Annotated in this window: 17 protein-coding genes, 4 tRNA genes and 1 other RNA gene; 6 read left to right on the top strand and 16 right to left on the bottom strand. The window is 72.1% G+C overall.

Features of this window, described 5'->3' with window-relative positions; translation table 11 throughout:
• Nucleotides 1-176: 176 nt before the first annotated feature.
• The 4 genes from purM to ACFZA0_RS11570 all read right to left on the bottom strand — a co-directional run bounded on the left by purM (nucleotide 177) and on the right by ACFZA0_RS11570 (nucleotide 4,584).
• Nucleotides 177-1,244, bottom strand: coding sequence for a phosphoribosylformylglycinamidine cyclo-ligase (gene purM, locus ACFZA0_RS11585; protein WP_391014355.1), 1,068 nt, complete (start codon nucleotides 1,242-1,244; stop codon nucleotides 177-179).
• 45 nt (nucleotides 1,245-1,289) lie between these two features.
• On the bottom strand, nucleotides 1,290-2,816 hold the full coding sequence (purF, locus tag ACFZA0_RS11580; protein ID WP_391014353.1) for an amidophosphoribosyltransferase: 1,527 nt from the start codon (nucleotides 2,814-2,816) through the stop codon (nucleotides 1,290-1,292).
• Nucleotides 2,817-3,104: 288 nt separating this feature from the next.
• Complete coding sequence (locus tag ACFZA0_RS11575) at nucleotides 3,105-3,902, bottom strand: sterol carrier family protein (RefSeq protein WP_391014352.1); 798 nt, start codon at nucleotides 3,900-3,902, stop codon at nucleotides 3,105-3,107.
• 22 nt (nucleotides 3,903-3,924) lie between these two features.
• Nucleotides 3,925-4,584, bottom strand: coding sequence for a TetR family transcriptional regulator (locus tag ACFZA0_RS11570; RefSeq protein WP_391014350.1), 660 nt, complete (start codon nucleotides 4,582-4,584; stop codon nucleotides 3,925-3,927).
• A gap of 144 nt (nucleotides 4,585-4,728) precedes the next feature.
• On the opposite strand from ACFZA0_RS11570, the gene ACFZA0_RS11565 reads away from it, so the two are divergent.
• Nucleotides 4,729-6,285: an MFS transporter gene (locus ACFZA0_RS11565; protein ID WP_391014348.1), complete on the top strand. Its 1,557-nt coding sequence runs from the start codon at nucleotides 4,729-4,731 to the stop codon at nucleotides 6,283-6,285.
• 750 nt (nucleotides 6,286-7,035) lie between these two features.
• On the opposite strand, the gene purL is transcribed toward ACFZA0_RS11565, so the two are convergent.
• The 3 genes from purL to purS are packed head-to-tail and all read right to left on the bottom strand — an operon-like array spanning nucleotide 7,036 to nucleotide 10,231.
• Nucleotides 7,036-9,294 carry a phosphoribosylformylglycinamidine synthase subunit PurL gene (gene purL, locus ACFZA0_RS11560; RefSeq protein WP_391014347.1) on the bottom strand — a complete coding sequence of 753 codons (2,259 nt, stop codon included), beginning with the start codon at nucleotides 9,292-9,294 and terminating at the stop codon, nucleotides 7,036-7,038.
• A complete protein-coding gene (gene purQ / locus ACFZA0_RS11555) occupies nucleotides 9,291-9,971 on the bottom strand; it encodes a phosphoribosylformylglycinamidine synthase subunit PurQ (RefSeq protein ID WP_391014345.1) in 681 nt (226 codons plus the stop codon). Before purQ ends, purL begins: the two co-directional genes overlap by 4 nt.
• On the bottom strand, nucleotides 9,968-10,231 hold the full coding sequence (gene purS / locus ACFZA0_RS11550; protein WP_015659417.1) for a phosphoribosylformylglycinamidine synthase subunit PurS: 264 nt from the start codon (nucleotides 10,229-10,231) through the stop codon (nucleotides 9,968-9,970). The genes purQ and purS overlap by 4 nt, the downstream gene beginning before the upstream one ends.
• A 365-nt stretch (nucleotides 10,232-10,596) precedes the next feature.
• Here purS and ACFZA0_RS11545 point away from each other — a divergent pair, with 365 nt between their 5' ends.
• The 4 genes from ACFZA0_RS11545 to ACFZA0_RS11530 all read left to right on the top strand — a co-directional run bounded on the left by ACFZA0_RS11545 (nucleotide 10,597) and on the right by ACFZA0_RS11530 (nucleotide 11,754).
• On the top strand, nucleotides 10,597-10,914 hold the full coding sequence (locus tag ACFZA0_RS11545) for a histone-like nucleoid-structuring protein Lsr2 (protein ID WP_391014343.1): 318 nt from the start codon (nucleotides 10,597-10,599) through the stop codon (nucleotides 10,912-10,914).
• Between the two features lie 233 nt (nucleotides 10,915-11,147).
• A tRNA-Gly gene (locus tag ACFZA0_RS11540) sits at nucleotides 11,148-11,219 on the top strand.
• An 80-nt stretch (nucleotides 11,220-11,299) separates the two neighbouring features.
• Nucleotides 11,300-11,372: transfer RNA gene (locus ACFZA0_RS11535), tRNA-Gly, on the top strand.
• Between the two features lie 309 nt (nucleotides 11,373-11,681).
• Nucleotides 11,682-11,754: transfer RNA gene (locus ACFZA0_RS11530), tRNA-Gly, on the top strand.
• A gap of 79 nt (nucleotides 11,755-11,833) precedes the next feature.
• Here the strand turns inward: ACFZA0_RS11530 and ACFZA0_RS11525 are convergent.
• The 6 genes from ACFZA0_RS11525 to ffs all read right to left on the bottom strand — a co-directional run bounded on the left by ACFZA0_RS11525 (nucleotide 11,834) and on the right by ffs (nucleotide 21,300).
• Nucleotides 11,834-12,733, bottom strand: a complete 900-nt coding sequence (locus ACFZA0_RS11525) for a phosphoribosylaminoimidazolesuccinocarboxamide synthase (protein WP_391014341.1) — start codon at nucleotides 12,731-12,733, stop codon at nucleotides 11,834-11,836.
• Nucleotides 12,734-12,842: 109 nt separating this feature from the next.
• On the bottom strand, nucleotides 12,843-14,357 hold the full coding sequence (locus ACFZA0_RS11520; protein WP_391014339.1) for a N,N-dimethylformamidase beta subunit family domain-containing protein: 1,515 nt from the start codon (nucleotides 14,355-14,357) through the stop codon (nucleotides 12,843-12,845).
• Between the two features lie 337 nt (nucleotides 14,358-14,694).
• The gene (locus tag ACFZA0_RS11515) at nucleotides 14,695-16,545 is read right to left on the bottom strand and encodes a hypothetical protein (protein WP_391014440.1); all 1,851 of its coding nucleotides are present in this window, start codon (nucleotides 16,543-16,545) and stop codon (nucleotides 14,695-14,697) included.
• Between the two features lie 581 nt (nucleotides 16,546-17,126).
• Nucleotides 17,127-18,392, bottom strand: a complete 1,266-nt coding sequence (purD, locus tag ACFZA0_RS11510; protein ID WP_391014337.1) for a phosphoribosylamine--glycine ligase — start codon at nucleotides 18,390-18,392, stop codon at nucleotides 17,127-17,129.
• A gap of 281 nt (nucleotides 18,393-18,673) precedes the next feature.
• The gene (locus tag ACFZA0_RS11505; protein WP_391014335.1) at nucleotides 18,674-21,031 is read right to left on the bottom strand and encodes a DNA polymerase III subunit gamma and tau; all 2,358 of its coding nucleotides are present in this window, start codon (nucleotides 21,029-21,031) and stop codon (nucleotides 18,674-18,676) included.
• A 172-nt stretch (nucleotides 21,032-21,203) separates the two neighbouring features.
• Nucleotides 21,204-21,300: signal recognition particle sRNA small type (gene ffs, locus ACFZA0_RS11500), an RNA gene on the bottom strand.
• 71 nt (nucleotides 21,301-21,371) lie between these two features.
• On the opposite strand from ffs, the gene ACFZA0_RS11495 reads away from it, so the two are divergent.
• Nucleotides 21,372-21,459 (top strand) — tRNA-Ser (locus ACFZA0_RS11495).
• A 62-nt stretch (nucleotides 21,460-21,521) separates the two neighbouring features.
• Here ACFZA0_RS11495 and ACFZA0_RS11490 read toward each other — a convergent pair.
• From ACFZA0_RS11490 to ACFZA0_RS11480, 3 genes are all read right to left on the bottom strand, one after another.
• A complete protein-coding gene (locus ACFZA0_RS11490) occupies nucleotides 21,522-22,802 on the bottom strand; it encodes a tyrosine-type recombinase/integrase (RefSeq protein WP_391014333.1) in 1,281 nt (426 codons plus the stop codon).
• 90 nt (nucleotides 22,803-22,892) lie between these two features.
• Nucleotides 22,893-23,111, bottom strand: coding sequence for an excisionase family DNA-binding protein (locus ACFZA0_RS11485; protein ID WP_391014331.1), 219 nt, complete (start codon nucleotides 23,109-23,111; stop codon nucleotides 22,893-22,895).
• Between the two features lie 462 nt (nucleotides 23,112-23,573).
• A complete protein-coding gene (locus ACFZA0_RS11480) occupies nucleotides 23,574-25,043 on the bottom strand; it encodes an ATP-binding protein (RefSeq protein WP_391014329.1) in 1,470 nt (489 codons plus the stop codon).
• Nucleotide 25,044: the final 1 nt, after the last annotated feature.

Raw genomic sequence — 25,044 nt, 5'->3', positions numbered from 1 at the left:
ATCACGTACCCGGTCCGTGGCTTCGGCCACGGACCGGGTTCTGTGCTGTCCGGAGCATCCGGGTACCGTCCGGCGTGGCCCAGGAGCCGCGCCGGCGCTTTCCGCTGCCCTGCCGCGGTTCCCGCCGGTGCGGCCGCCGAGGTCGTGGCCGCCGGGCGGCCACGACCTCGTGCTGGTCAGCTCGCGTAGTCCCCGACCAGGGCGGCGCCGGTGGTGTGCTCGCCGCGGTCCGTGATCTCGCCGGCGACCCAGGCCTCGACTCCGCGGTCGGCGAGCGTCGTCAGTGCGACGTCCGTTGACTCCTCGGGCACGATCGCGATCATGCCGACGCCCATGTTCAGCGTCTTCTCCAGCTCCAGGCGCTCGACGTCGCCGGTGCGGCCCACAAGGTCGAAGACCGGGCCCGGCGCCCAGGTGGAGCGGTCCACCACGGCGTGCAGCCCGTCGGGCACCACGCGCGCGAGGTTCGCGGCCAGGCCGCCGCCGGTGATGTGGCTGAAGGCGTGCACGTCGGTGGTGCGGGTCAGCGCCAGGCAGTCCAGCGAGTAGATCTTGGTCGGCTCCAGCAGCTCCTCGCCGAGGGTGCGGCCCAGCTCGTCGATCCGGGCCTCCAGGGCGAGCCCGGCCCGCTCCAGCAGCACGTGCCGGACCAGCGAGTACCCGTTCGAGTGAAGACCGGACGCGGCCATCGCGACGACCGTGTCCCCCGTACGGATGCGGTCCGCGCCCAGCAGCCGGTCCGCCTCGACGACGCCCGTGCCGGCGCCCGCCACGTCGAAGTCGTCGGGGCCCAGCAGGCCCGGGTGCTCGGCCGTCTCGCCGCCGACGAGGGCGCAGCCGGCGAGCACGCAGCCCTCGGCGATGCCCTTGACGATCGCGGCGACACGCTCGGGGTGGACCTTGCCGACACAGATGTAGTCGGTCATGAACAGCGGCTCGGCGCCGCACACCACGATGTCGTCCATGACCATCGCGACCAGGTCGTGGCCGATGGTGTCGTACACGCCGAGCCGGCGCGCGATGTCGACCTTCGTGCCGACACCGTCGGTCGCGGAGGCCAGCAGGGGCCGCTCGTAGCGCTTGAGCGCGGACGCGTCGAAGAGACCGGCGAAGCCGCCGATACCGCCGAGGACCTCGGGACGGCGGGTCTTCCTGACCCATTCCTTCATGAGTTCCACGGCGCGGTCGCCCGCTTCGATGTCGACGCCCGCGGCTGCGTAGCTGGCACCAGTCGTCTCAGACATGGGAAGTGAGAACTTTCGTGTCGTACGGCAGGGAGAACGGACCCGTTACGGGCGACGGATCGCGTCGACCGCGGCGGTGACCGCCGGGCTCGCCAGTTCGGTCTCCAGAAGCTGCTTGCCCAGCAGTTCGGGGTCCGGGAGCTCCATCGGGTACTCCCCGTCGAAGCAGGCGCGGCACAGGTTCGGCTTGGCGATCTTCGTGGCCTCGATCATGCCGTCGATGGAGATGTACGACAGCGAGTCGGCCCCCAGCGAGGCACCGATCTCGTCGATGGTCATCCCGTTGGCGATGAGCTCGGCGCGGGTCGCGAAGTCGATGCCGAAGAAGCACGGCCACTTCACGGGCGGGGACGAGATGCGGATGTGCACCTCGGCGGCGCCCGCCTCGCGGAGCATGCGGACCAGGGCGCGCTGGGTGTTGCCGCGCACGATCGAGTCGTCGACGACGACCAGCTTCTTGCCCCGGATGACTTCCTTGAGCGGGTTCAGCTTCAGACGGATGCCGAGCTGGCGGATCGTCTGCGACGGCTGGATGAAGGTGCGGCCGACGTAGGCGTTCTTCACCAGGCCGTTGCCGAAGGGGATGCCGCTGGCCTCCGCGTAACCGATGGCCGCGGGCGTGCCGGACTCCGGTGTCGCTATGACCAGGTCGGCGTCGGCGGGCGCCTCCGCGGCGAGCCGGCGGCCCATCTCCACGCGGGACAGGTAGACGTTCCGCCCGGCGATGTCGGTGTCGGGGCGGGCCAGGTACACGTACTCGAAGACGCAGCCCTTGGGCTTCGCTTCCGCGAATCGCGAGCTGCGCAGGCCGTTCTCGTCGATGGCGACGAACTCGCCCGGCTCGATCTCACGGACGTAGCTGGCACCCGTGATGTCGAGCGCCGCGCTCTCCGATGCGACGACCCAGCCGCGCTCCAGCCGGCCGAGGACCAGCGGGCGGATGCCCTGCGGGTCGCGGGCCGCGTAGAGGGTGTGCTCGTCCATGAAGACGAGGGAGAAGGCGCCCTTGACCTGGGGGAGAACGGCGCTCGCCGCTTCCTCCACGGTCAGCGGACGGCCCTCGGCGTCGGCCTGGCCCGCGAGGAGCGCGGTCACCAGGTCGGTGTCGTTGGTGGCCGCGACGCGGGTCGAGCGGCCATTGTTGTCCTTGGGCAGGTCGGCGACCATCTCGGCGAGCTGCGCCGTGTTGACCAGGTTGCCGTTGTGTCCGAGCGCGATCGAGCCGTGCGCGGTGGCACGGAACGTCGGCTGGGCGTTCTCCCACACGGAGGCGCCGGTGGTCGAGTAGCGGGCGTGACCGACCGCGATGTGACCCTGGAGCGAACCGAGCGAGGTCTCGTCGAAGACCTGGGAAACGAGCCCCATGTCCTTGAAGACGAGGATCTGGGAGCCGTTGCTGACCGCGATTCCCGCGGATTCCTGACCCCGGTGTTGGAGGGCGTAGAGCCCGAAGTAAGTGAGCTTGGCGACCTCTTCACCCGGGGCCCAGACACCGAAGACGCCGCAAGCGTCCTGGGGGCCCTTCTCGCCGGGGAGCAGATCATGATTGAGTCGACCGTCACCACGTGGCACGGTCCCGAGTGTAGGCGAGATCGACCACTGGTCCGAATTGGGGACGACGGGCCCGCTTTCGGGCAGCGATCCGGCGCCCGGCCGCCGTCTTCCGGGTTTCCGCAGGTCAGAGCCACCGCTACGCGGGTTGCACCGATCGCCCCGCAACCGTCCCGGGCCGCCGCGGAGCTGCCCTTCCCCGTGCGTGAGTGAGGCTTCGCACATCATTCGGGTCGAGAGCGCCCTGCCGAGGGTGATATGGCCGTCGCGCAGGGTGGCGCGGACGCCGGCCGGGGCCCGCCCCGCCGGTCAGGACATCAGCGGGAGCAGGCCGCCGAGGTCGGCCCGTTCGCCGCTCGCGCTGACGAGCGCCTCGTGCCGGGCCTCCTGCCAGCTCAGCCGTCCGGTGGCCAGCCGGATCCAGGTGAGCGGATCGGTCTCCACTACGTTCGGCGGAGTGCCCCGCGTGTGCCGCGGCCCCTCGACGCACTGCACGACGGCGAACGGCGGCACGCGCACCTCGGTCGAGGCGCCGGGGGCCTTCGCGGCGACGGCGTCGGCGAGCAGCCGGGTGCACGCGGCGAGGGCCTGGCGGTCGAGCGGCACGTCGAGGCCGGGCACGGCGGCGTTCAGGTCGTCGGTGTGGACGACGAGTTCGACGGTCCGGGTGACCAGGTAGTCGGTGAGGGTCATGGCCCCGGTCGGCAGCGCCAGCAGCCGGACGTCGGGGGCGAGGGCCAGCCGTTCGGCGACCCGCTCCCCGGTACGCGCGTACAGCTCGGCGAGGTCGGGGTGCTCGGCGGCCAGTTCGCTGCTGCGGTCGGAGATGGCACCGGCGCCGTCCGCGGTGGCGAACGGCCAGTCCAGGAGCGCCATTTCCGTCTTCCGCGGCTCCTCCCGGTCGAGGGCCCGGCTCAACGCCTCGACACTCATGGTCAGATGCGCGGCGAGGACGCGTACGGTCCACCCGTCGAGCCGTGTCGGCAGGGCGAGTTGCCCGTCCGTGAGGGTGCCGACCGCCGCCCGTACGTGGGCGAACTGGGCGAGGACCGCCGCACGGGTCCGGGCCGGGTCGTAGGTGCGCGCGCGCTTCTTGGCCGGAGGCATGACGGCGAGCCTATGCGAGCGGCTACCGCCTGACCGCGTAGCCCTTCAGACCGTTCTCGACGAGACCGAAGGCCTGCCGGGCGCGCTCGGCGGCGTCGGCCGCCACGTCGTCCGGGCTCTCCCCCGCCTCGATGCGCCGGTGGTGCTCCTCGACCAGGGCGTTGCGCGCGGCGCTGAGGGTGGCGGCGGCGACGGTGGCGAGCACGGCGTCGCCGGTCTCGGCGGCGAGCAGCGCGGCCAGGCTGCGGGTGCCCTTCTGGGCGGCGAGGAAGGCGCGTTCCATCAGGACGGGTGTCTCCATGACGAGCCTGCGCACCTGGCGGGCGAAGGGCTCCGCGTTCAGACCGACCGCCGGGTCCCGGTTCTCGACCATCTCCAGGTACCCCCGGAGCACGGCGTCGACGGCGGACTCTCCCGGGCGGCGGTCGCGCACGGCGTTGGCCGCGTCCTCGAAGTGCTCCTCCATGGGGCCGAAGACCAGGTCCTCCTTGGTCCTGAAGTAGTTGAAGACGGTCATCTTCGAGACCTCGGCGGCGTCGGCGATCTCCTGCACGGAGACGTTGTCGAAGCCGCGCTCGGCGAACAGCTCGACCGCCGTCCGGTAGATCCGCCGGCCCGCCTGGAGCTTCTTGCGCTCGCGGAGTCCCATCGCTGCCTCAGCCGCTTCCGCCGTTTCCGCCATGTCGGCACTGTACCAAGATGAATTTTTGGCCCGGCCTAACTTTGTTCGCGGATGAAACATTGACCGGGTACACAATGATGGGCATGCTGATGCGAGCAACGGTCGCCGAACGGCGAACACCGGGCCGAAACAGGGGGTACAGCCATGTCCGCGACCACACCGGACGACTCGACCGCGCACCACACACCGCGGCCGCCGGGGGAGTTGACCCCGCTCCAGCGCGGACTCGGCCTGGCGGTCTGCCTGGTGACGATCGTGCTGGCCGTGCTGGACATCCAGATCGTGTCCGCGGCGACCGTCCCGATCGTGCGGGACCTCGACCCCGCGCACGGGATCGACCGCATCCCCTGGCTGGTCAGCGCCTTCGCGCTCGCGTCGGCCGCGGTGCTGCCGCTGTACGGGAAGCTGTGCGACGTCCTCGGCCCGAAGCGGGTCTTCCTCGGCGCGGTCACCACGTTCCTGACCGGGTCGGCGCTGTGCGGCGCCGCGCAGACCATCGGCGAACTCGTCGCGGCCCGCGCCCTGCAAGGTGTCGGCGCGGGCGGCCTGATGAGCGTGACGATGGTCGTGCTCGCCCACCTCAAGGCACCCGGTGACGACAACGGCGGCCGGGGCGGCAGTCTCGGCGGTGTCGTCGCGGGCGGCGGCATGGCGCTGGGGCCGTGGCTCGGCGGAGTGCTGTCCGACCACGCGAGCTGGCGCTGGATCTTCTACGTCAACCTGCCGCTGGGCCTCGCGGTGCTGGTCGTCGGCTCCCTCGTGCTGAAGCTGCCGGGACGGACTGCGCACCGGTCGATCGACTTCCCCGGCGCCGCCCTCGCCGCCTGCTTCTCGGCCGCGCTGATCCTGGTCACCGAGTGGGGCGGCAAGCAGTACGCCTGGTCGTCCCCGGTGATCGTCGGGCTCGCCCTCGGGTCCGCGCTCTCGCTCGGGCTGTTCCTGTGGCGGCAGACGACGGCCGCCGAGCCGGTCCTGCCGCTGTCCATGTTCCGGGTGCCGACACTGCGCTGGAGTTTCGCGATCCAGGGCCTGATGGGCGCCGCGATGACCGGCGCCATCTACTACGTCCTGCTGTACCTCCAGGTCGTCCGCGCGGTCCCCAGTTCCTCCGCCGGGCTCTACCTCATCCCCATGGCCGCGGGCATGACCGCGGTCGGGCTGCTCTCCGGGCGGCTGGCCCAACACGGCTGGTCGGAACGGACGTTCGCGATCTGCGGTGCCGTGGTCAGCACGGCGGCGTTCCTGCTCCTCGCGACCACCGGGACCGCCACCAGCCTGTGGACGGTCCGGGGAGCCCTGCTCCTGCTCGGCATCGGGTTCGGCCAACTCATCGGTCTGCTCATCCAGTTGGTGCAGAACACCGCACCGCCGGCCCAGCTCGGCGTGGCGACCACGTCGATCCGGTTCTTCCAGACCCTGGGCCAGGCCATGGGCGCCGCCCTGCTCGGCACCCTGCTGACCCGGCTCTACGCGGCCCACGGACCCGGCGGCGACACCACCGCGCTCACCACCCTCACCGGGACGGCGCACGCGGCGGGACTGCGGGCGTACGTGTCGGCCACCGACAAGGTGTTCCTGTGCGGTGCCGCGCTGATGGGGCTGGCCCTGGTGTGCGCGTTGCTGCTGCCGCGCAGGACACCGGCGGACCGCCCGGCCGAGGGCCCCGCACCCGAGGGGGACCGGGAACCGGTGCCGGCCTGAACGGTGCGCGCTCCGCGGCGAGAGCCAAGTGGGTCGCGGACAGCCATGGTTGACCACGACGACGTGAAGGGGCCCGCCCCGGCGAGAACCGGGCGGGCCCCCGCCGGTGTTCGCGTTGCGGCTGCCACGCAGGGCTCGGTGATCCGCCCGGCCACGGGTCCCGCACCCGAGGACGACCGCGAACCGGCGACGGGCTGAGCGGGGGCCAGCCGGGCGGGGCCCAAGTGAGTCGCGGGCAGGCTTGGTTGACCAGGGCACCGCACAGGGGCCCGCCCCGGCGGGCCCCTTCACGCACGCATGCCCGCTACCGCAGCGCCCCGGGTCGCACCGCAACACGACACACCCCTGGCGTCGGGCCAAGGCGCCCGGCCTCCCCCTCCGGCGTCCCGATCGCCGCAGCGCAGCCGGACACCGGGCAACACCCGTGCACCCCGGCCCGACGCAGCACCCACCACCCCGCTGCCGCCAAGGGCCGCCCCCTGGGTTCGGGGCGCCCGCATTCGTCACCCGGGCCCCCAGCCACCCCACGGCACGACGCACCCCGCACAGCGCGGCCCCCGCTCAGCACCTCGGCGGCACGACCGTCACCCATCGGCTCGCACCGTCCACCTCCCGCACAGAGCAGGGACGTTGCTCCCCCGCGCAAGGCCACCCGCGCGTGAGCGTCTCCCCGCCCGCGGCCCCGCACGCGAAAGGGCCCGCCCGGCGAAACCCGGGCGGGCCCTCACGTACTGCGGTGGATCGCGTCGGCTAGACGAACAGCGCCGGGATCGTGCCCTCGTGGGCCTCCCGGAGTTCGGCGAGCGTCAGGGTGAACTCGCCCTGGACCTCCACCGATTCGCCGTCGACGACTCCGATGCGGGTGACGGGCAGGCCGCGCGCGCCGCACATGTCGTTGAAGCGGACCTCCTCGGAGCGCGGCACCGCGACGACCGCGCGGCCGGCCGATTCGGAGAACAGCAGCGTGAACGCGTCGAGGCCGTCGGGGACGACCAGCCGCGCGCCCTTGCCGCCGAGCAGCGCCGACTCGACCACGGCCTGGACCAGGCCGCCGTCGGACAGGTCGTGCGCCGAGTCGATCATGCCGTCGCGCGAGGCGGAGATCAGGATCTCGCCGAGCAGCCGCTCGCGCTCCAGGTCGACCTCGGGCGGCAGACCGCCGAGGTGGTCGTGGACGACCTGGGACCAGGCCGAACCGCCGAACTCCTCGCGGGTGTCGCCGAGGAGGTAGAGCAGCTGCCCCTCCTCCTGGAAGGCGACCGGGGTGCGCCGCGACACGTCGTCGATCACGCCGAGAACGGCGACGACCGGCGTCGGGTGGATGGCGGCCTCGCCGGTCTGGTTGTACAGCGAGACGTTGCCGCCGGTGACCGGGGTGCCCAACTGGAGGCAGCCGTCGGCCAGTCCGCGGATCGCCTCGGCGAACTGCCACATGACCGCCGGGTCCTCGGGCGAACCGAAGTTGAGGCAGTCGGAGACGGCGAGCGGCTTCGCGCCGGTGGTGGCGACGTTGCGGTACGCCTCCGCGAGCGCCAACTGCGCGCCCTTGTACGGGTCGAGCTTCGCGTACCGGCCGTTGCCGTCGGTGGCGATGGCGACGCCGAGCCCGGTCTCCTCGTCGATCCGGATCATCCCGGAGTCCTCGGGCTGGGCGAGCACGGTGTTGCCCTGCACGAAGTGGTCGTACTGGGAGGTGATCCAGGACTTCGACGCCTGGTTCGGGGACGACACCAGCTTCAGGACCTGGGCCTTCAGCTCGTCCGACGTCGCGGGCCGCGCCAGCTTGTTGGCGTCGTCGGCCTGGAGCGCGTCCTGCCAGTCGGGGCGGGCGTAGGGGCGCTCGTAGACCGGGCCGTCGTGCGCGACCGTGCGCGGGTCGACGTCGACGATCTTGCCGCCGTGCCAGAAGATCTCCAGCCGGTCGCCGTCGGTGACCTCACCGATGACGGTGGCGATGACGTCCCACTTGTCGCAGATCTCCAGGAACCGGTCGACCTTGCCCGGTTCGACGACCGCGCACATGCGCTCCTGCGACTCGCTCATGAGGATTTCCTCGGGCGAGAGCGTGTTGTCGCGCAGCGGTACGTCGTCCAGGGTGACGCGCATGCCGCCGGAGCCGTTGGACGCCAACTCGCTGGTGGCGCAGGACAGTCCGGCCGCGCCGAGGTCCTGGATGCCGACGACGAGCTTCTCGGCGAAGGCCTCCAGGGTGCACTCGATGAGGAGCTTCTCCTGGAACGGGTCGCCGACCTGGACCGCGGGGCGCTTCGACGGCTTGGCGTCGTCGAAGGTCTCCGAGGCGAGGATCGAGGCGCCGCCGATGCCGTCGCCACCGGTGCGGGCCCCGTAGAGGATGACCTTGTTGCCGGAGCCGGACGCCTTCGCGAGGTGGATGTCCTCGTGCCGCATCACGCCGATGGCACCGGCGTTGACCAGCGGGTTGCCCTGGTAGCAGGCGTCGAAGACGACCTCGCCGCCGATGTTCGGCAGGCCCAGGCAGTTGCCGTAGCCGCCGATGCCAGCGACGACGCCGGGCAGCACGCGCTTGGTGTCGGGGTGGTCGGCCGCACCGAAGCGCAGCGGGTCCACCACGGCGACCGGGCGCGCGCCCATCGCGATGATGTCGCGCACGATGCCGCCGACGCCGGTGGCCGCGCCCTGGTAGGGCTCCACGTACGAGGGGTGGTTGTGCGACTCGACCTTGAAGGTGACCGCGTAGCCCTGGCCGACGTCGACGACGCCCGCGTTCTCGCCGATGCCGACGAGCAGCGCGTCGGACTGCGGGGCCTTCTCGCCGAACTGGCGCAGGTGCACCTTGGACGACTTGTACGAGCAGTGCTCGGACCACATGACCGAGTACATGGCGAGCTCGGCACCGGTCGGACGGCGGCCGAGGATCTCCACGACCCGCTCGTACTCGTCCTTCTTCAGGCCGAGTTCGGCCCAGGGCAGCTCGGTGTCGGGGGTCGCGGCCGCGTTCTCGACCGTGTCCAGAGGAGTGCGGCTCATGCGCTGACCAGCTTCTTGAGGATCGAGGTGAAGAAGGGGAGGCCGTCGGTGCGGCCGGACCCGACGAGCGGCTCGACGGCGTGCTCCGGGTGCGGCATCAGACCGACGACGTTGCCCGCCTCGTTGGTGACGCCGGCGATGTCGCGCAGCGAACCGTTCGGGTTGACGTCGAGGTAGCGGAAGACGACGCGGCCCTCCGCCTCCAGCTTGTCGAGCGTGTACTCGTCGGCGACGTACCGGCCGTCCATGTTCTTCAGCGGAACGTGGATCTCCTGGCCGGCCGTGTAGTCGGCGGTCCAGGCGGTGTCCGCGTTCTCGACCCGCAGCTTCTGGTCGCGGCAGATGAAGTGGAGGTGGTTGTTGCCGAGCATCGCGCCCGGGAGGAGGTGCGCCTCGGTCAGCACCTGGAAGCCGTTGCAGATGCCGAGGACCGGCAGCCCGGCCTTCGCCTGCTCGACGACGGTGTCCATGACCGGCGAGAAACGGGAGATGGCACCGGCCCGCAGATAGTCGCCGTAGGAGAAACCACCCGGGAGCACCACGGCGTCGACCTGGTGGAGGTCCTTGTCCTTGTGCCAGAGCGCGACCGGTTCGGCACCGGCGAGACGGATCGCCCGCTGCGTGTCACGGTCGTCGAGACTGCCCGGGAAAGTGACGACGCCAATACGAGCGGTCACTTCGCGGCCTCCGCGACTTCCTCCACCTTGACGGTGAAGTCCTCGATCACGGTGTTGGCGAGGAAGGATTCCGCAAGATCGTGAATGCGGGCGAGCGCGGCCTCGTCGACCGGCCCGTCAACTTCCAGTTCGAATCGCTTTCCCTGACGGACGTCCGAGATGCCTTCGAAACCGAGGCGCGGCAGCGCACGCTGCACCGCCTGGCCCTGGGGGTCGAGGATCTCGGGCTTGAGCATGACGTCGACTACGACGCGTGCCACTGGCACTCCCGGTGTTGGTGCTGAGCTGGTCCCATCAGACTACCCGGACAAAATTTCTACGCGGGTAGATTCGTAGGAATCTACGTGACGGTGATCACGACTGCCGTTCCGGTCAAGGGCCTTCACGAAAAGATCCGGGAAAGATCAGGATCCGCCACGGATCTCATCCGGATCTCCCGGTGCGGCTTATTGCGCCCGGACACGCGGACAGATTTTGTCGGTCTTCACTTCACAATGCTTGGCACTGTACAAATGAATTGGCAATAGCCGATACTTTCCTCAATAACAGGCGGACAGTCGACATCTGCCGGCGTTCACGTCCTCGCATGTCATCGCCGAGGTGTCGCACGAAGGGACCGATATTCGTGGCGCAGCGTGTCGTGGTCACTCTCTCCGACGACATCGACGGCTCGGAAGCGGCGGAAACGATCGCCTTCGGACTCGACGGCAGGTCGTACGAGATCGATCTGAACCAGGCGAACGCCAGCCGGCTCCGCACGGCCCTCGCGCCCTACGTCGAGGCCGGCCGCAAGCGCGCCAAGTCCGGCAAGGCCTACCGGCAGACGGAGGTCGCCCCGGACCCCGCGGCCGTACGGGCATGGGCCCAGGCGAACAAGCTCGACGTCCCGGCCCGCGGCCGGATCCCCAAGAAGGTCTACGAGGCCTTCGCGGAAGCCCAGTAAGGCCGAAGGGGCCGCTCCCGGCGGCCCCGAGCCGGCGGACGGCCCGGCGCCGCGGCGCGCGTTCCGGTGCACCCGGGACGCGTGCCCGGTGTACCCGTGACGTGCGCCCGGCGTCCTCCGGGCGTCTCCCAGCGGGCCCCGGGGCCAACCGACTTGCGCAACCCCCCTGCTGATCAGCTAATGTCTGGAGCACGCCGAGGGGCAAGGCCGAAAGGCCCGGCTCACGGAGTCACGCGGGTGTAGTTCAGTAGTAGAACATCCCCCTTCCAGGGGGAAGGCGCAGTGTGCAATTCCTGTCACCCGCTCTGCATCGCCGTCCGGACCACTCTTGTGGATCAGGTAGGCTGGTGCCCGCGCCGATCGGTGAAAGCCGGTCGGAGGCAATGCGGACGTAGCTCAGTTGGTAGAGCGCAACCTTGCCAAGGTTGAGGTCGCGAGTTCGAGCCTCGTCGTCCGCTCAGCAGACAAGACCCCCGGTCATCGACCGGGGGTCTTGTTCGTGTGCCGTCCGTCCCCGTCCCCGTCCGCCGGTCGCACCACGGCTCTCGCAAATGCCGCCCGGCGGGCGGACGTTGGGCCCGCCCCCGGAATGTGAGGGCGGACACATCCGGGTCGCCCGGCACGTTCGGGCGGGTCACGGGGTGTGCCGGACAAGGGAGTTGGGCGGGCCGCCCGGCTCCCGGACTCGTCGGCCGGGGCACCGCCCCGCGCGAACGGTCTCGCGGCCCGGCCCGGTTGGGTATAGTTGCTCCCGCGCCACGGCGCATGCGGACGTAGCTCAGTTGGTAGAGCGCAACCTTGCCAAGGTTGAGGTCGCGAGTTCGAGCCTCGTCGTCCGCTCAGTACACAGGCCCCCCGGTCATCGACCGGGGGGCCTGTTCGTGTGCGGGGGACCCGCGCCGCGGATCCTCCCCGCCGGCTACGACCAGCGCGTGCCGGTGAGGCGCTCGTAGGCGTCCACGTACTTCGCGCGCGTGGCCTCCACGACCTGCTCGGGCAGCGGCGGCGGGGGCTGCTCGCCGTGGCGGTCCCAGCCCGACTCGGCGGACGTGAGCCAGTCACGGACGAACTGCTTGTCGTAGGACGGCTGCGAACGGCCCGGCTCCCACTGGTCCGCCGGCCAGAACCGCGACGAGTCCGGCGTCAGCACCTCGTCCGCCAGGACCAGGTCGTCGCCCTCGAAGCCGAACTCGAACTTCGTGTCCGCCAGGATGATCCCGCGTTCCTTCGCGATGTCCCGGGCCCTGCCGTAGACGGCCAGCGTCGTCTGGCGCAGCTGCGCGGCGGTGTCGGCGCCGACCCGGCGGGCGACCTCCTCGTAGGAGACGTTCTCGTCGTGCTCGCCGACCTCGGCCTTGGTGGCCGGGGTGAAGATCGGGGCGGGCAGTTCCGAGCCGTCCACGAGGCCCTCGGGCAGCGCGAGGCCGCAGACGGTGCGGCTCCGGTCGTACTCGACCAGACCCGAACCGGTGAGATAACCGCGGGCGACGCACTCCACCGGGACCATGTCCAGCGACTTGCAGACAAGGGTGCGGCCCGCCCAGTCGGCGGGGGCGCCCTCGGGGAGCCGCGTGCTGAGGACGTGGTGGGGCACGAGATCGGCGAGCAGGTCGAACCACCACAGCGAAAGCTGCGTGAGAATGCGGCCCTTGTCGGGAATTGCCGACGGAAGTACCCAGTCGTACGCGGACATTCGGTCACTGGCGACCATCACGAGGTCGCCCGCCTCGTTCTGGTACAGGTCGCGCACCTTGCCGGTGTGCAGGTGCACCAAGCCCGGAACCTCGATCGGCTCGGGCTTTTCTACGAATCCGGACACGGTTCCTCCCCGTGGTTCTGTCCAATGACTCGATTCTCCCGTATGCGAGGTCCGGCCCCCGCGCCGGGGGCCGGGACGGACGCGGAGGACCGGTCGCCGGACGGGGCGGTCAGTCGTGTTTGCAGATGCGGTCGAGGAGGTTGGCGGTGGCGCGCTGCACACGGGCGTCCACGTGCCCCGGGCGGTCCAGGGCGGGCGACCACGCGAACGTCCCGGACGCGAACACCAGGGCGCCCGATGGTGCCCGGTAGAGGGACGTCTCCTGGTGGCGCCGGGCGCCGTCGGTGTCCACGTACGGCGAGTGGGCCAGCAGGATGCGGTCCTGGTGCTCGGGGAGCCTGCTGCGCGGGAAGTAACGGTCCGCCTCGCCCGCCACCAGTCCGGCGATCTCGTCGTTCTCGCGGGCGCCGGTCGCCTCCCACAGCCAGTGGCTCGCGTTGCGGACGACGAGCGGGGACGGCTCGGGCACGCGGCCCGCGTACTGGATGCCGACCACCTCCTGCTCCGGGCGGTCGACCTCCCGCCACAGCACCGGGCGACCGGGGCCGCGCCGCTTGCGGCAGGTCAGCAACCGGTCCGGGACGCCGGACGGCGCGGGCCCCAACTCCACTTGCCAGTAGATGGAGTTGGCGGACAGGAAGACCAGCGAGGTGCCGTGGTCGCGGGCCCGCTCGACCGCGCGGCGCATGTTCACCGACCAGTACTCGTCGTGCCCCGGGAAGACCAGGCCCCGGTAGCGGGTCGGGTCGACCCGGCCGGCGTGCAGGTCGCGGGCGTCCGCGTACGCGAGGTCGTAGCCGTAGCGCTCCGCCCAGCGGATGAAGTCGTAGGCGTGCCCGACGTGCAGCGGCAGGCCCGCGCCCGCGTACGGGCGGTCGAACGAGACGGTGGTCGCGGCCTCGGCCTCGCCGAGCAGGCGGCCCTCGTCGTCCCACGCGTGGTAGAGGCTGGCGCCGGTGCGGCCGTCCTCGGGGTAGAGGTTGTACGCCTGCCACGTCACGTCCGGGAGCAGCAGGAGCAGGTCGGCGGGGCTGTCGTCCCGCACGGTGAACGGGACGTGGGAGCGGTAGCCGTCCGCCGTGGTCAGCACGGCCACGTACGCCCCGGTGTTCCAGTACGACGGGACCTGGAGCCGCCAGGACAGCCACCAGTGGTGGCAGGAGACCGTGCGGTCGGCGGTCAGCGGCGGGGGCTGGACGATCCCGGACAGGCGGGGGCTCGTGGTGATCTTCGCCGCGCCGTCGCCCCCGTAGTGACCGATGCGGTAGATGTCGACGCTGAACTCCTGCGGCGGGTCCACCGTGACACGGAAGTCGATGGCCTCGCCGGGTGCGACGGCCCCCGTCGACGTGAACCCCTTGATCTGGCGGCCGACGTCGTCCGCCGAGCGCGGGCCGACCGGACCGCGCGGCGCCGGGACCGGACGGCCGGTTCGGCGCCGGACTCCGGCGGGGTCGGTGGCGGCCGGCGGAGTGGCCTCCACGTACCAGGGGACGACGTGACCGGTGTCGTCGAAATAGGTCTCGCTGCCGCGCAGCCACGGGAGGGGTCCCTGACCGAAGGGGTCCGTCACCGCGTGCGCGAGCGCTCCCGACTCCCACCGGCGGATCTGCTCCGACACCATGACCGCTCCCCTCTGCCGTGCCACGCGTCCGTACCGCGCGCACCTCTCCCCCGCCGCATCCGCCCGGCGCACGCCCCGCACGGCCGCCACCGGGTGGTGCGCCGCACCCGGGGGTGGCCCGACGGGGCACGGCTCCTTGCGTGTGCACGGGTCGCACCCACTCGGCCCCGTACGGGCTTCGTACGGGCTCGCGGTGGGCGCGATCGGTCCCAGCACATCACATGACGCACGCACTCCGTCACTGTTCGTTGCGAATTACTCGTAAGCGGAACAAGGGGCTCCGCAACCGGGGCGCGGAGGGGCCGCCGAGCGGGCGCGGGCGGGCGCGGGCGGACCCTCACACCAGGCGCAGGGGTTTCTCGGGACGTATGCCGGCCTCGACGAGCCAGGCGCGCAGGGGCACCGAGTCGCCGTCCTCGATGAGGCTCAGGACGCGCGGCGCCAGGTCGGCCGCACGCTCGCCGTCGATCAGCAGGGTCGGCCCGTCGAGCCAGTCGAGGCCCGGCACCGCACCGGCGGTGTCCATCGCCGCGCAGCACACCATGGCCGTCACATGGTCGGCCAGCAACTCCCGCCCCGTGCGCGGCGGTTGGAGGGGGAACAGCGGCAGGGTGCCGTCGTCCCAGAGCACGGCGTCCGGCCCCTGGCCCGGCGCGGGCGCACAGGCGGGCAGCGGGTCGGCGGGTGTCGCGGACGCCTCCTCGCGGGCGAGTTCCGCGCTGAGCACGGCGGCGAGGGCGGCGCTGCGGGGAGTGCCCCCGATGACCTCGTCGTCCTCGTCCGGGGGGAAGAGCGCGGGGGCGGTGGTCCCGACCGGCTCGGCGACAGCCGGGGCGCTGCTCTCCGGGCCGGGCCCGGGGGCGGTCGCCGTGACGGTGGCGGACTCCGCGGGCCCGTCCGGCGCCGGGCGGGCGGCCGGTTCGGCGGCCGTGCGCTCCCGCACCGTCAGGTGGTCGAGGACGCGGGCCAGGGTGGGACTGCCGGCCGGGCCGTCCGCGGGCGGTGCCGCGGCCGTCGCCTCCGGGGAGCGGCGCACTCCGAGGGTGTCGAGGACCCGGTGCAGACGGGCCGCGTCGGTGCGCCAGGTGCGGTCGACGACCTCGTCCGGGTACTCCTGCCAGTCGACCGGCAGCCAGTCCGGGCCGGCCTCGGCCGGGCCGCCGTGGAAGAGGCGCGCGGCGAGCAGGGAGGTCGCCTCGTCGATCAGGCCGGGCTCCTCCAGCAGGTCGCAGGCGGGGCGCTCGGCGAGCCGCGAGGTGAAGCCCTCGGCCAGCCGGTCGCGCCGGGACAGCTCGGTCAGCGCGGCGACGACACCCGCGTCGAGGCGCGAGGGCCAGCGGCCCATCCGCCACGCGGGCAGCGCGACCCGGGTGAGCAGCCGGTCCCAGCCCGCGTACGCGAGGCCCACCTGTTCCTGGGCGACGATCCGCAGTCCGTAGTCCACGCCCTGGGCGCGCAACGCGCCGGCCGCCGCCACCGCGCGTTCCATCTCGGCCGCGTGCACACGGCAGTCGCGCAGCAGTACGCGGGCGATCCGGCCGACACCGGCCAGCACCAGGCGGGCCAGCGGGCCGCGGGCGGGCGAGGCGGCGACGCCGACCGCCGCGTCGAGGCCGCGGACGAACCGGCGGGCGGCGGCTATGTCGGGGTGCGCCGACGGCCCCGTACCGGCGACGACCGGGGCCAGCACGGCGCGCAGCTCGCCGACGCGCATCCACCACATGAAGGGGGAACCGATGACCAGCACCGGCGCCGTCACGTCCGCGGCCCCCGGACGCCCCCGGTCCGCGGGGACGGCCCGCGCGCGGGCCGTCCTGTGCGCGGCGTGGGAACGGTCCTCCAGCCAGCTGTCGCAGTCCGGGGTGAGCGCTATCGCGGACGGGGCGGGCACGCCCAGCCGGTCGGCGAGGTCCCGCACCATGCGGTAGAGGTCCGGGGCGGACGACTCGGCGATCGGGACCGTGGGGCTGAGGGCGGGCCGGGCGCGGGCAACGACCAGCGCGACGGCTCCCGCGACCAGCAGCACGAGCACGGCGACCGCGCCGACGGCCCAGCGCGCCGCGTCCCAGCCGCCGCCGACGAGATGGCCGGTGGCCCCGCCCGCGAGCAGGATCACGGCCGCGGCAGCGGGCAGCAGCGCCACGGCCAGTGCCCTGCTGCGACTGTGCAGCACCGCCACCGCCCGCATCCGCGCGGCCTGTGCGGCGCCCTCCACCTCCGTACCGGTCACGACCGGACGTCACCCCCTTCCTGCTGCCTGATCCCGCTGCCGTACTGCTTCTCCGGTCCCGTTCTCCGGTCCCGCTTCAGAGCTGCTTCCGTCCTGCTTGTCCGGCACTGTCCACTCCCCACTGTGGCAGCCGGCACCGACATCGCAATGCCGGTGGGCCAAGTGCCGGAACGCTTGCGCCGCACCATAGTTGGGGCCCTGGGTCACGTCAGCCGGATAGCCCATCGGTCACCCGATGGAATGGCTCTGGTCATAGCCCGTCAACGGAACGCAACGATCAGGCCCCGGCTCCTCCGGGGGTGCGGAGGAGCCGGGGCCCTGGACGTTCTGGCCTGTCGGGGTGCGGAGAACGGTGGCGCGCACCCGCGGAGGCGGGGCTTCCGCGCCCTGGCGCGGCGGCGCGTGTTTGCGTTCGTTCGCGTTCGTTCGCGTTGGTGGACGGGTACGGCGCGCCCCGCGTGCGGGAGGGCGGGGCGGTGGTCTCGGACCGGCGTCCGGCCGGACGCCGCGAGGGGGGACGGGTGCCGTCCCCCCGGCGGTCAGTGGGCGGTCGCGCTCTCCGCCGCCGCCTTCGCGGCGATGTCCGTGCGGTGCTGTGAACCGTCGAGGTCGATGCGCCCGAGGGCCGCGTACGCGCGCTCCCGTGCGGCGGACAGGTCCTTGCCGGTCGCGGTGACGGACAGGACGCGTCCGCCCGCGCTCACGACGTCGTCGCCCTTGCGCGCGGTGCCCGCGTGCAGCACGTACGCGTGCGGGGCGTCCCGCTCGGCGACCGCGTCGAGCCCGGTGATCGGGTCGCCGGTGCGCGGGGCGGCCGGGTAGTTGTGCGAGGCGACGACCACGGTCACGGCCGCGTCGTCGTGCCAGCGCAGCGGTTCCAGGTCCGCGAGGGTGCCGTTGGCCGCGGCGAGCAGCACACCGGCGAGCGGGGTGCGCAGGCGGGCGAGGACCACCTGGGTCTCGGGATCGCCGAACCGGGCGTTGAACTCGATCACGCGGACACCGCGGCCGGTGATCGCGAGCCCGGCGTAGAGCAGGCCGGAGAACGGGGTGCCCCGGCGCCGCATCTCGTCGACGGTCGGCTGGAGGACCGTCTGGAGGACTTCCTCGACCAGCTTCGGGTCCGCCCACGGCAGCGGCGAGTACGCGCCCATGCCACCGGTGTTCGGGCCCTCGTCGCCGTCGAGCGCGCGCTTGAAGTCCTGGGCCGGCTGGAGCGGTACGACGGTCACACCGTCGGTGATCGCGAAGAGGGAGACCTCGGGGCCGTCGAGGAACTCCTCGATGACCACGCGGTCGCACCCGGCGGCGTGCGCCTTCGCCTCCTCGACGTCGTCGGTGACGACGACACCCTTGCCGGCGGCGAGTCCGTCGTCCTTGACGACGTACGGGGCGCCGAACGCGTCGAGCGCGGTCGCCGTCTCCGCCGCCTCCGTGCAGACGTACGAGCGGGCGGTCGGCACGCCGGCCGCCGCCATCACGTCCTTGGCGAACGCCTTGGAGCCCTCCAGTTGCGCGGCCTCCCCGGAGGGGCCGAACACCGGGATGCCCACGGCGCGCACGGCGTCGGCGACACCGGCGACCAGCGGGGCCTCCGGGCCCACGACGACCAGTTCGGCGCCGAGTTCCGTGGCGAGCGCGGAGACGGCGGCACCGTCGAGCGCGTCGACCGGGTGCAGTTGGGCGACCTCGGCGATACCTGCGTTGCCGGGCGCGCAGTGCAGCGCGGTGACGTCGGGGTCGAGGGACAGAGAACGGCACAGGGCGTGTTCGCGGGCACCGTTGCCGATGACGAGGACCTTCACGGGTTCAGCCTAACGGGCGCGGGGGCGGGCGTTTTGTGCGGCCGCCCGAAGGGGAGGCGGGAGCGGGCTTGTGCGTTCCCACCAAGGGGGCCGCCGTCGGGCGGGCGGGGGGGCCGGCTAGGGGCTGCGGACCAGGTCCGGCGACGTGGCCGCGGGCGGGGCTGCGGGCGGGCCGCAGGGCGGGCGGGCCTGCGGACGAGGTCCTGACGAGTTGGCGGCGGGGGCCGCGGACGGGCCTGTTGACCGCAGGCCACCACCCGGCGGTAACGCGTGCTCGCCCGCTACTGGTTGGAGATCTCCTCGACCACCGTGGCGCCGAGTTCCCGGACGATCAGGTCGTGCCCGGAGAGGGCGGACTCCACGAGGTCGGGGTCGTCGTCCTCGGGCACGTCGTCCTCGGGCGCGACGGGCTGGGGGCGCGGGGCCGCGGGCTGGGACGGCGGAGACTGCGGCCTCCCACCCTGGGGCTGCCCGTGCCCCTGCCCCTGGCCCTGCCCCTGGCTCTGGTCCTGGAAGGAGGGCCCGGCCTGGGGCGACTGCTGCCCGTACGAGGAGCCCTGCGGCTGCGCGCCGCCCGGGTGCTCGGCCGGAGCCCCGGACGGTGCGGAAGCGGCGGGGCGCTGCGGCGCGGGGGCTCCGCCGTAACCGCCGCCGCCGAACCCGGGGGTGCCGCCCGCGGGCGGGGCCGAGCCGCCGGACGGGTCGACGATCGCCTCGATCTTCCACTGGACGTTGAACAACTCGGCCAGCGCCTGGCGCAGTACGTCCTCGCTGCCGCTGCTCGCGAAGTTGTCACGGGCGCCCGCGTTCACGAAGCCGACCTGGAGCGTGGTGCCGTCGAAGCCGGTGACCTGGGCGTTCTGGCTGAGCAGGATCCAGGTGAAGCGGCGGCGGTTCTTGACCGCCTCCAGGATGTTCGGCCACAGCGTGCGGGGATCAGGACCGCCGCCGGCCGCGGGCGGCGGAACCGGGGCGGCCGAGGCGGGGGCGGACACGGGCGTCTGCGGGGCCGCGGGCGGCGGCGCCGCAGGCGTCCGGGGCGCGGGTGCGGCACCGCCGCTGCCGGCGGAGGCGGCCGTGGGCCACCCGCCGGGGCGCCGCGCCCCGGCACCGGCGCCGCCGCCCGAGGCCGCGGAGGGCCAGGCGCCCGGCGCGGGGGCGGCGGCCGGTTCCTCGTGCGGGGCGGCTGCCTGCGGCGGCTGGGCGGGCGGTGCGGACTGCGTGGCCTGCGCGGACTCCGCGGGCTGCGGCGGCTGGGGGGCCTGCTGCACCGCCCCGCTCTCGCCCCGCACGGCGGCACGGGCGGCGGCGGGACCTCCCTGCGCGGGCGCCTCCGCGTAGGGCTGGGCGGGCTGGGGCTGGACGGGCTGGGGCTGGACGTGGGGCTGCTGCGGAGCCTGGCCGGGGCCGGCACCGTGGCCCTGCGCGCCGGGACCGGGGACGTACCCCATGGCGGGAGCACCGGCCCCCGCCGAGAAGTTCACGCCGCGTTCGACGCGGTCGAGCCGGGCCATCACGGAACGCTCGTCGCCGTAGGCGGCCGGGAGCAGTACGCGCGCGCAGATCAGTTCGAGCTGGAGGCGGGGGGAGTTCGCGCCCCGCATCTCGGTGAGCCCCTGGTTGACGAGGTCGGCGGCCCTGCTCAGTTCGGCGGCGCCGAACACCTCGGCCTGGGCCTGCATGCGTTCGACGACGTCGGCGGGGGCGTCGATGAGCCCCTTCTCCCCGGCGTCCGGGACGGCGGCGAGGATCACCAGGTCGCGCAGGCGTTCCAGCAGGTCGGCGACGAAGCGGCGCGGGTCGTTGCCGCCCTCGATGATCCGGTCCACGACCTCGAAGGCGGCGGCGCCGTCACCGGAGGCGAACGCCTCGACGACGGAGTCCAGCAGCGACCCGTCCGTGTACCCGAGCAGGGAGGTGGCCATCGTGTACGTCACGCCGTCGGTGCCGGCGCCCGCGAGGAGCTGGTCCATGACGGACATGGAGTCACGCACGGAGCCGCCGCCCGCGCGCACCACCAGGGGCAGCACGCCGTCGGCGACCGCCATCTTCTCCATCTCGCAGACCTCGCCGAGGTACTTGCGCAGGGTGCCGGGCGGGACGAGCCGGAAGGGGTAGTGATGCGTGCGCGACCGGATGGTGCCGATGACCTTCTCGGGCTCCGTGGTCGCGAAGATGAACTTGAGGTGCTCCGGCGGCTCCTCGACGACCTTGAGCAGGGCGTTGAAGCCGGCCGGCGTGACCATGTGGGCCTCGTCGATGATGTAGATCTTGTACCGGCTGCGCGCGGGCCCGAAGAATGCCTTCTCCCGCAGGTCACGGGCGTCGTCCACACCACCGTGCGACGCGGCGTCGATCTCGATGACGTCGATGGAGCCCGGCCCGTTGCGCGCCAGGTCACGGCAGGACTCGCACTCGCCGCACGGCGTCGGCGTCGGGCCCTGCTCGCAGTTCAGGCAACGGGCCAGGATGCGTGCGCTCGTGGTCTTGCCGCAGCCGCGGGGCCCGCTGAACAGGTACGCGTGATTGACCCGGTTGTTCCGCAGCGCCTGCTGCAGCGGGTCGGTGACATGTTCCTGCCCGATGACCTCGGCGAACGACTCCGGGCGATAGCGGCGGTAGAGCGCGAGAGACGACACGCTTACGAGGTTATAGGCGTCCGCCGACAACGGGCCCCGCCCAGGAAGACCGGCGGACCGCCCGCCCGCGAAAAGAGAGGCGAGCACCGGGCGAGGGCCGCTCCGCGGGCCGCCCGACAGTCGGCGAGGTCACATCCGCACGCGCCGACCGAGCCGGGCACCGGAGCGGAAAATCAGACGCCCCCCACGCACCCGCCAGAGCCAACCTACCCTTGCTGCCTTCCGGCCCTGGGGGAGTTCAGTCAGATAGCGCCGCGTGAGGGGCTGGGCACAGCGTACCCGATCCCACCGGCGGGAACGAGTTCGCGAGCACGGCCCAGGGTCATGTAATGTTCCGACCGGAGGATTCGCCTAGTGGCCTAGGGCGCACGCTTGGAAAGCGTGTTGGGGGCAACCCCTCACGAGTTCGAATCTCGTATCCTCCGCCAGTGCCTCACCGGGCACGATGTCGAAGGGCCCCACCGCAAGGTGGGGCCCTTCGTCGTTGTCCTCAGCCTTCGTTGTCCTGGTTTTTGTCCACAGCGCGGGACTTCGGAGCTCCCCAGATGGCTTCGGCGATCTTGCGGGCGACGTCCTTCAGCATCGCGTCGGGCACGTGCAGGTACCTCGCCCTCATGCTGTCGGAGGTTCCCGGTTCCCATCCCATGATCTGGTCGATGACGCGAGCCGGGACACCGAGCAGCATGAGCACGGTGGCGGCCGTGTGCCGGGCATCGTGCAGCCGGCCGTCCCGGACCCCGGCGTCTTCCAGCAGCCGTTTCCAGTCGTGGTAGTCCGTGTTCGGGCTCAGGGGCCCGCCCAGTTGTTTGGTGAACACGTAGTCGGACTCGGTCCAGAGGTCGCCGGCCGCCTTGCGCTCCCTCGCTTGCGTCTCGGCATGAGCACGGAGCATCGAGACCAGCGGTCCGGGCAGGGGAACGGCCCGCCGGCCCGCCTTGGACTTCGTGTTCTTGGTCTCGCGCCGGACCTGCACCCGGTCCGGGCAGTACCCCGCCTTCCGGCTGCACGGCGAAGCGTCCGGGCACCCGTGTTCGTACCGGGGGCGCAGGCGGTTCCGTCGCAGCTTCAGGTACTCGTTGGCGAGGTCAACATCGGACCACCGCAATCCGAGCGTCTCGCCCTGCCGGAGCCCGAGAGCGAGAGCGAGCATCCAGCGGGCGCTGTTCCGGCGCTTGTTGGCTTCGATCAGCAACCGCTGCACTTCGTCAACGGAGTACGGCTCGACCTCGGATTCGTCCTCTTCCATCCGCGGCGGCTTCGCCAACGCGGCAGCGTTCCTCGCCGCGTGGCCGCGCCGTACGGCCTCCCCCAGGGCCGTCCGGGCGGTGCGGTGCGCCTGATGCGCCGTGCCCGCCTTGCGCGCCCCGTTCGCCTGCATGCGGCGGTACAGGCTTTCCAGGTGTTCGGGCTCCAAGCGGTCCAAGCGGTGCTTGCCGACTCCGGGCACCAAGTGGACGCGAACGGCCACTTCGTAGCCGTCGTAGGTGTTCTCGCTGACAGTCGGCTTAGCGATGTTCTCGACCCAGTGCTCAAGCCACTTCCCCACCGTCCACGCTTTGCCCGGCTGGCGTGCGGAGCCTGCGTCGCGCTGCTTCTCCAGCTTCTTAACCTCTTCGACCAGGTCTTCGCGCGTCTTGCGTGTCAGGTGCCGGCGGTACGGCTCGCCGGTGTCCTTGTAGCCCATGGGCACACGGGCGTGCCAACGGCCGTCCTTTCCGAAGTAGATCGCTGATTCGCCGTTCGCGCGGCGGGTGCCCTTCTTCTCTGCCACGGGCCTTCCTTCTGAATCGGGATGCAGGCGGGGGCGGTGACGCTGCCTGTTCGGCAGTGCCACCGCCCCCGGCTTCGTTAGGCGGACGGATTACGCGGCGCGGCGTTTGGTGGCGCGGCGGCGGGCGACGAATTCGGCGGGCGCGTCCGCGGGGACGCGGCGGAGCCGGCCGACGTCGATGGACTCCAGCTCTCCGGTTCGGATGAGGGCGAAGCAGGTGGTTCGGCCGATGCGGAGGCGGCGGGCGGCTTCCTCAACGGTGAGCAGTACGAGGGTGTTGTCGAGTTCTTCGGCGGGGGCGGTGTCCATGCGATCTCCCGTGGCGAGGAAGGGGCTTGGGTGCCGTGCGTCTGTCCGAGGTTCGGATTTCTGCGTCACAGCGTCACGTGCGTCACGCAGGGGCTCTGACCTGCGGGTTTGCTGTGACGCAGACGGGTGGGGGTGCGTCATCCGTGACGCAGGCTGTCCGTCACGGGTGACGCACGTGACGCGGCGTGACGCAGAGAAAGGCCGTCTGCGTCACGCCCTTCTGCGCAGCTCACAGGCCGTTTTTCAAGATCGTGTGACGCTGTGACGCAGCCGTCCCCTACTTAGGAAAAAGAGGGGCTGTCTGTAGTGGTGCGGTGCGGCTCAGAGCGTGAAGAACGGGCCGCTTCGCGGCGCGACCGTCGCAGGGCGGCGCCGCCGCCGAACAGCAAGAGGAGCACACACGCGGGGGTGTGCTCCTCTTGCTGTTGAGGCGCGGACCACGGCCGCGGTATCGGCGGGCGCTCAGAGCGACTGCTGTTCGCCCGGCGGCGCCGGCGTGCGGGCCAGCTCGATGTACCGGGCTCCGCGGGTGCGGCCGGAGTCGATGATGACGCCCCGGGCGGCGAGGGTGGGCTGGAGCCTTTTGAGCCTGTCGGAGAGCACCTTGCCCGTGGTGGGCCATCCCTTGGGCAGGGCCCGGCAGTCATCCCCGCTGTAGAGACGGGTGAGGAGGTGCAGCCACTCCGTGGACGTCATCTGCTGTCCGGCGCCCGGGGCGATGTCCGCGGCGTGCCGGAGAACGGTCTGTGCGAGCAGGTCGCCTTCGATGACGTCGTCATTCAGGTCGTCGAGGGTGGCCCGGTAGGCGGTGAGCGATCCCCAACCAGTCGCGGCGTCGAGCTGTGCGCACAGGTGCGCGAAGTCCGCCATCCGCAGATCCGTGGGCGTCTCCGCGGCGACCGCACGGACCTTGACCGTGAGGTTGAGCAGTGAGCCGAGGACCACGGGCAGGGCTTCCTCGTACTCGGCCCACAGTTCCGCTTCGGTGCGCCTCACCCGGGGCCGTTCCAGCCGCAACGGCAGGAGCCGTTCCGCGAGGTCGGGGCGGATGACGCCGACGTCGATCCCGGTCAGGAGCAGGGGGCGGCGGTAGCGGGCACGGAAGACGTCTCCGTCGGTGAACAGGGCGCGCTTGACGTTCTCGGCCCCGGTGACGATGCAGCACATCGCGTCGGAGAGTTCCGGGGTCATGTGGGAGAGGTTGTCCAGCGCGGTGACCCAGCCCGCCGCAACGGCGGTGATCAGGTTCTCTTCGTCTTTGGGTGCGCGGCGCAGGTCGCCGGTCATGCCTTCCACGATCCGCACGAGCATCCGCCCGGCGGTCGACTTGCCCGCTCCCTGCGGTCCGGTGAGGAACGGGGCGGGCACCGGTACGGACGGCCCGAGACACCCGATGAGCCAGGCAACGGCCAGGCACTCGGTCTCCGCGGTGGCGAAGTTGGTGAGCCGGAGCAGGCGGTCAATGCCCTTGTCGCCGGCGTCCTTCGCGGGCAGCGGGAGTTCCCCGGTGAGCTGTGTACGGCGCCAGGACACCTCACGGGGGTCGGGGGTCAGGACGTCCCACCCGGTGGGGTGGATACGGACGGACTGGCCGTCGGCGCGTCCGAGGTCGAGCCAGGTGGCCCCGTCGAAGCCGGGGGCGACGCGGATGTGGACGGGCTGCACGTCCTCGGTGAGGGCGAGTGCTTCGATCAAGTCCAGTGCCTCCTTGAGAGCGGTGCCGTTGAAGACGCCGCGGCCGTCGCGGAAGAGACCGACCATGAGTTCCTGGCGGTGGCTGCCGGTGGTGCCCTGCGAGCGGATCGGGCGGGCCACGGGGTGGCCGTTGCGCTGGGCGTAGACGGTGCCGTCCGCGGTGCGGAAGTACCGGAAGTGGGATTGCGCGTAGGTGGTGATGACTTCGCGCGCCGGGTCCTTGTCGTCGTCGGCCACG

Source organism: Streptomyces sp. NPDC008150 (assembly GCF_042956945.1).
GTDB lineage: Bacteria > Actinomycetota > Actinomycetes > Streptomycetales > Streptomycetaceae > Streptomyces.
Note: the sequence above shows the minus strand (reverse complement) of the source record. Positions and strands in the feature narration are given on the sequence as shown.

Bases quoted from the DNA above. Each gene is read 5' to 3' on its own strand.
- ACFZA0_RS11520 (WP_391014339.1), bottom strand. From the start codon at position 14,357: ATGGTGTCGGAGCAGATCCGCCGGTGGGAGTCGGGAGCGCTCGCGCAC.
- purL (WP_391014347.1), bottom strand. From the start codon at position 9,294: ATGAGCCGCACTCCTCTGGACACGGTCGAGAACGCGGCCGCGACCCCC.
- ACFZA0_RS11565 (WP_391014348.1), top strand. From the start codon at position 4,729: ATGTCCGCGACCACACCGGACGACTCGACCGCGCACCACACACCGCGG.
- ACFZA0_RS11570 (WP_391014350.1), bottom strand. From the start codon at position 4,584: ATGGCGGAAACGGCGGAAGCGGCTGAGGCAGCGATGGGACTCCGCGAG.
- ACFZA0_RS11575 (WP_391014352.1), bottom strand. From the start codon at position 3,902: ATGCCTCCGGCCAAGAAGCGCGCGCGCACCTACGACCCGGCCCGGACC.
- ACFZA0_RS11515 (WP_391014440.1), bottom strand. From the start codon at position 16,545: ATGCGGGCGGTGGCGGTGCTGCACAGTCGCAGCAGGGCACTGGCCGTG.
- ACFZA0_RS11485 (WP_391014331.1), bottom strand. From the start codon at position 23,111: ATGGACACCGCCCCCGCCGAAGAACTCGACAACACCCTCGTACTGCTC.
- purM (WP_391014355.1), bottom strand. From the start codon at position 1,244: ATGTCTGAGACGACTGGTGCCAGCTACGCAGCCGCGGGCGTCGACATC.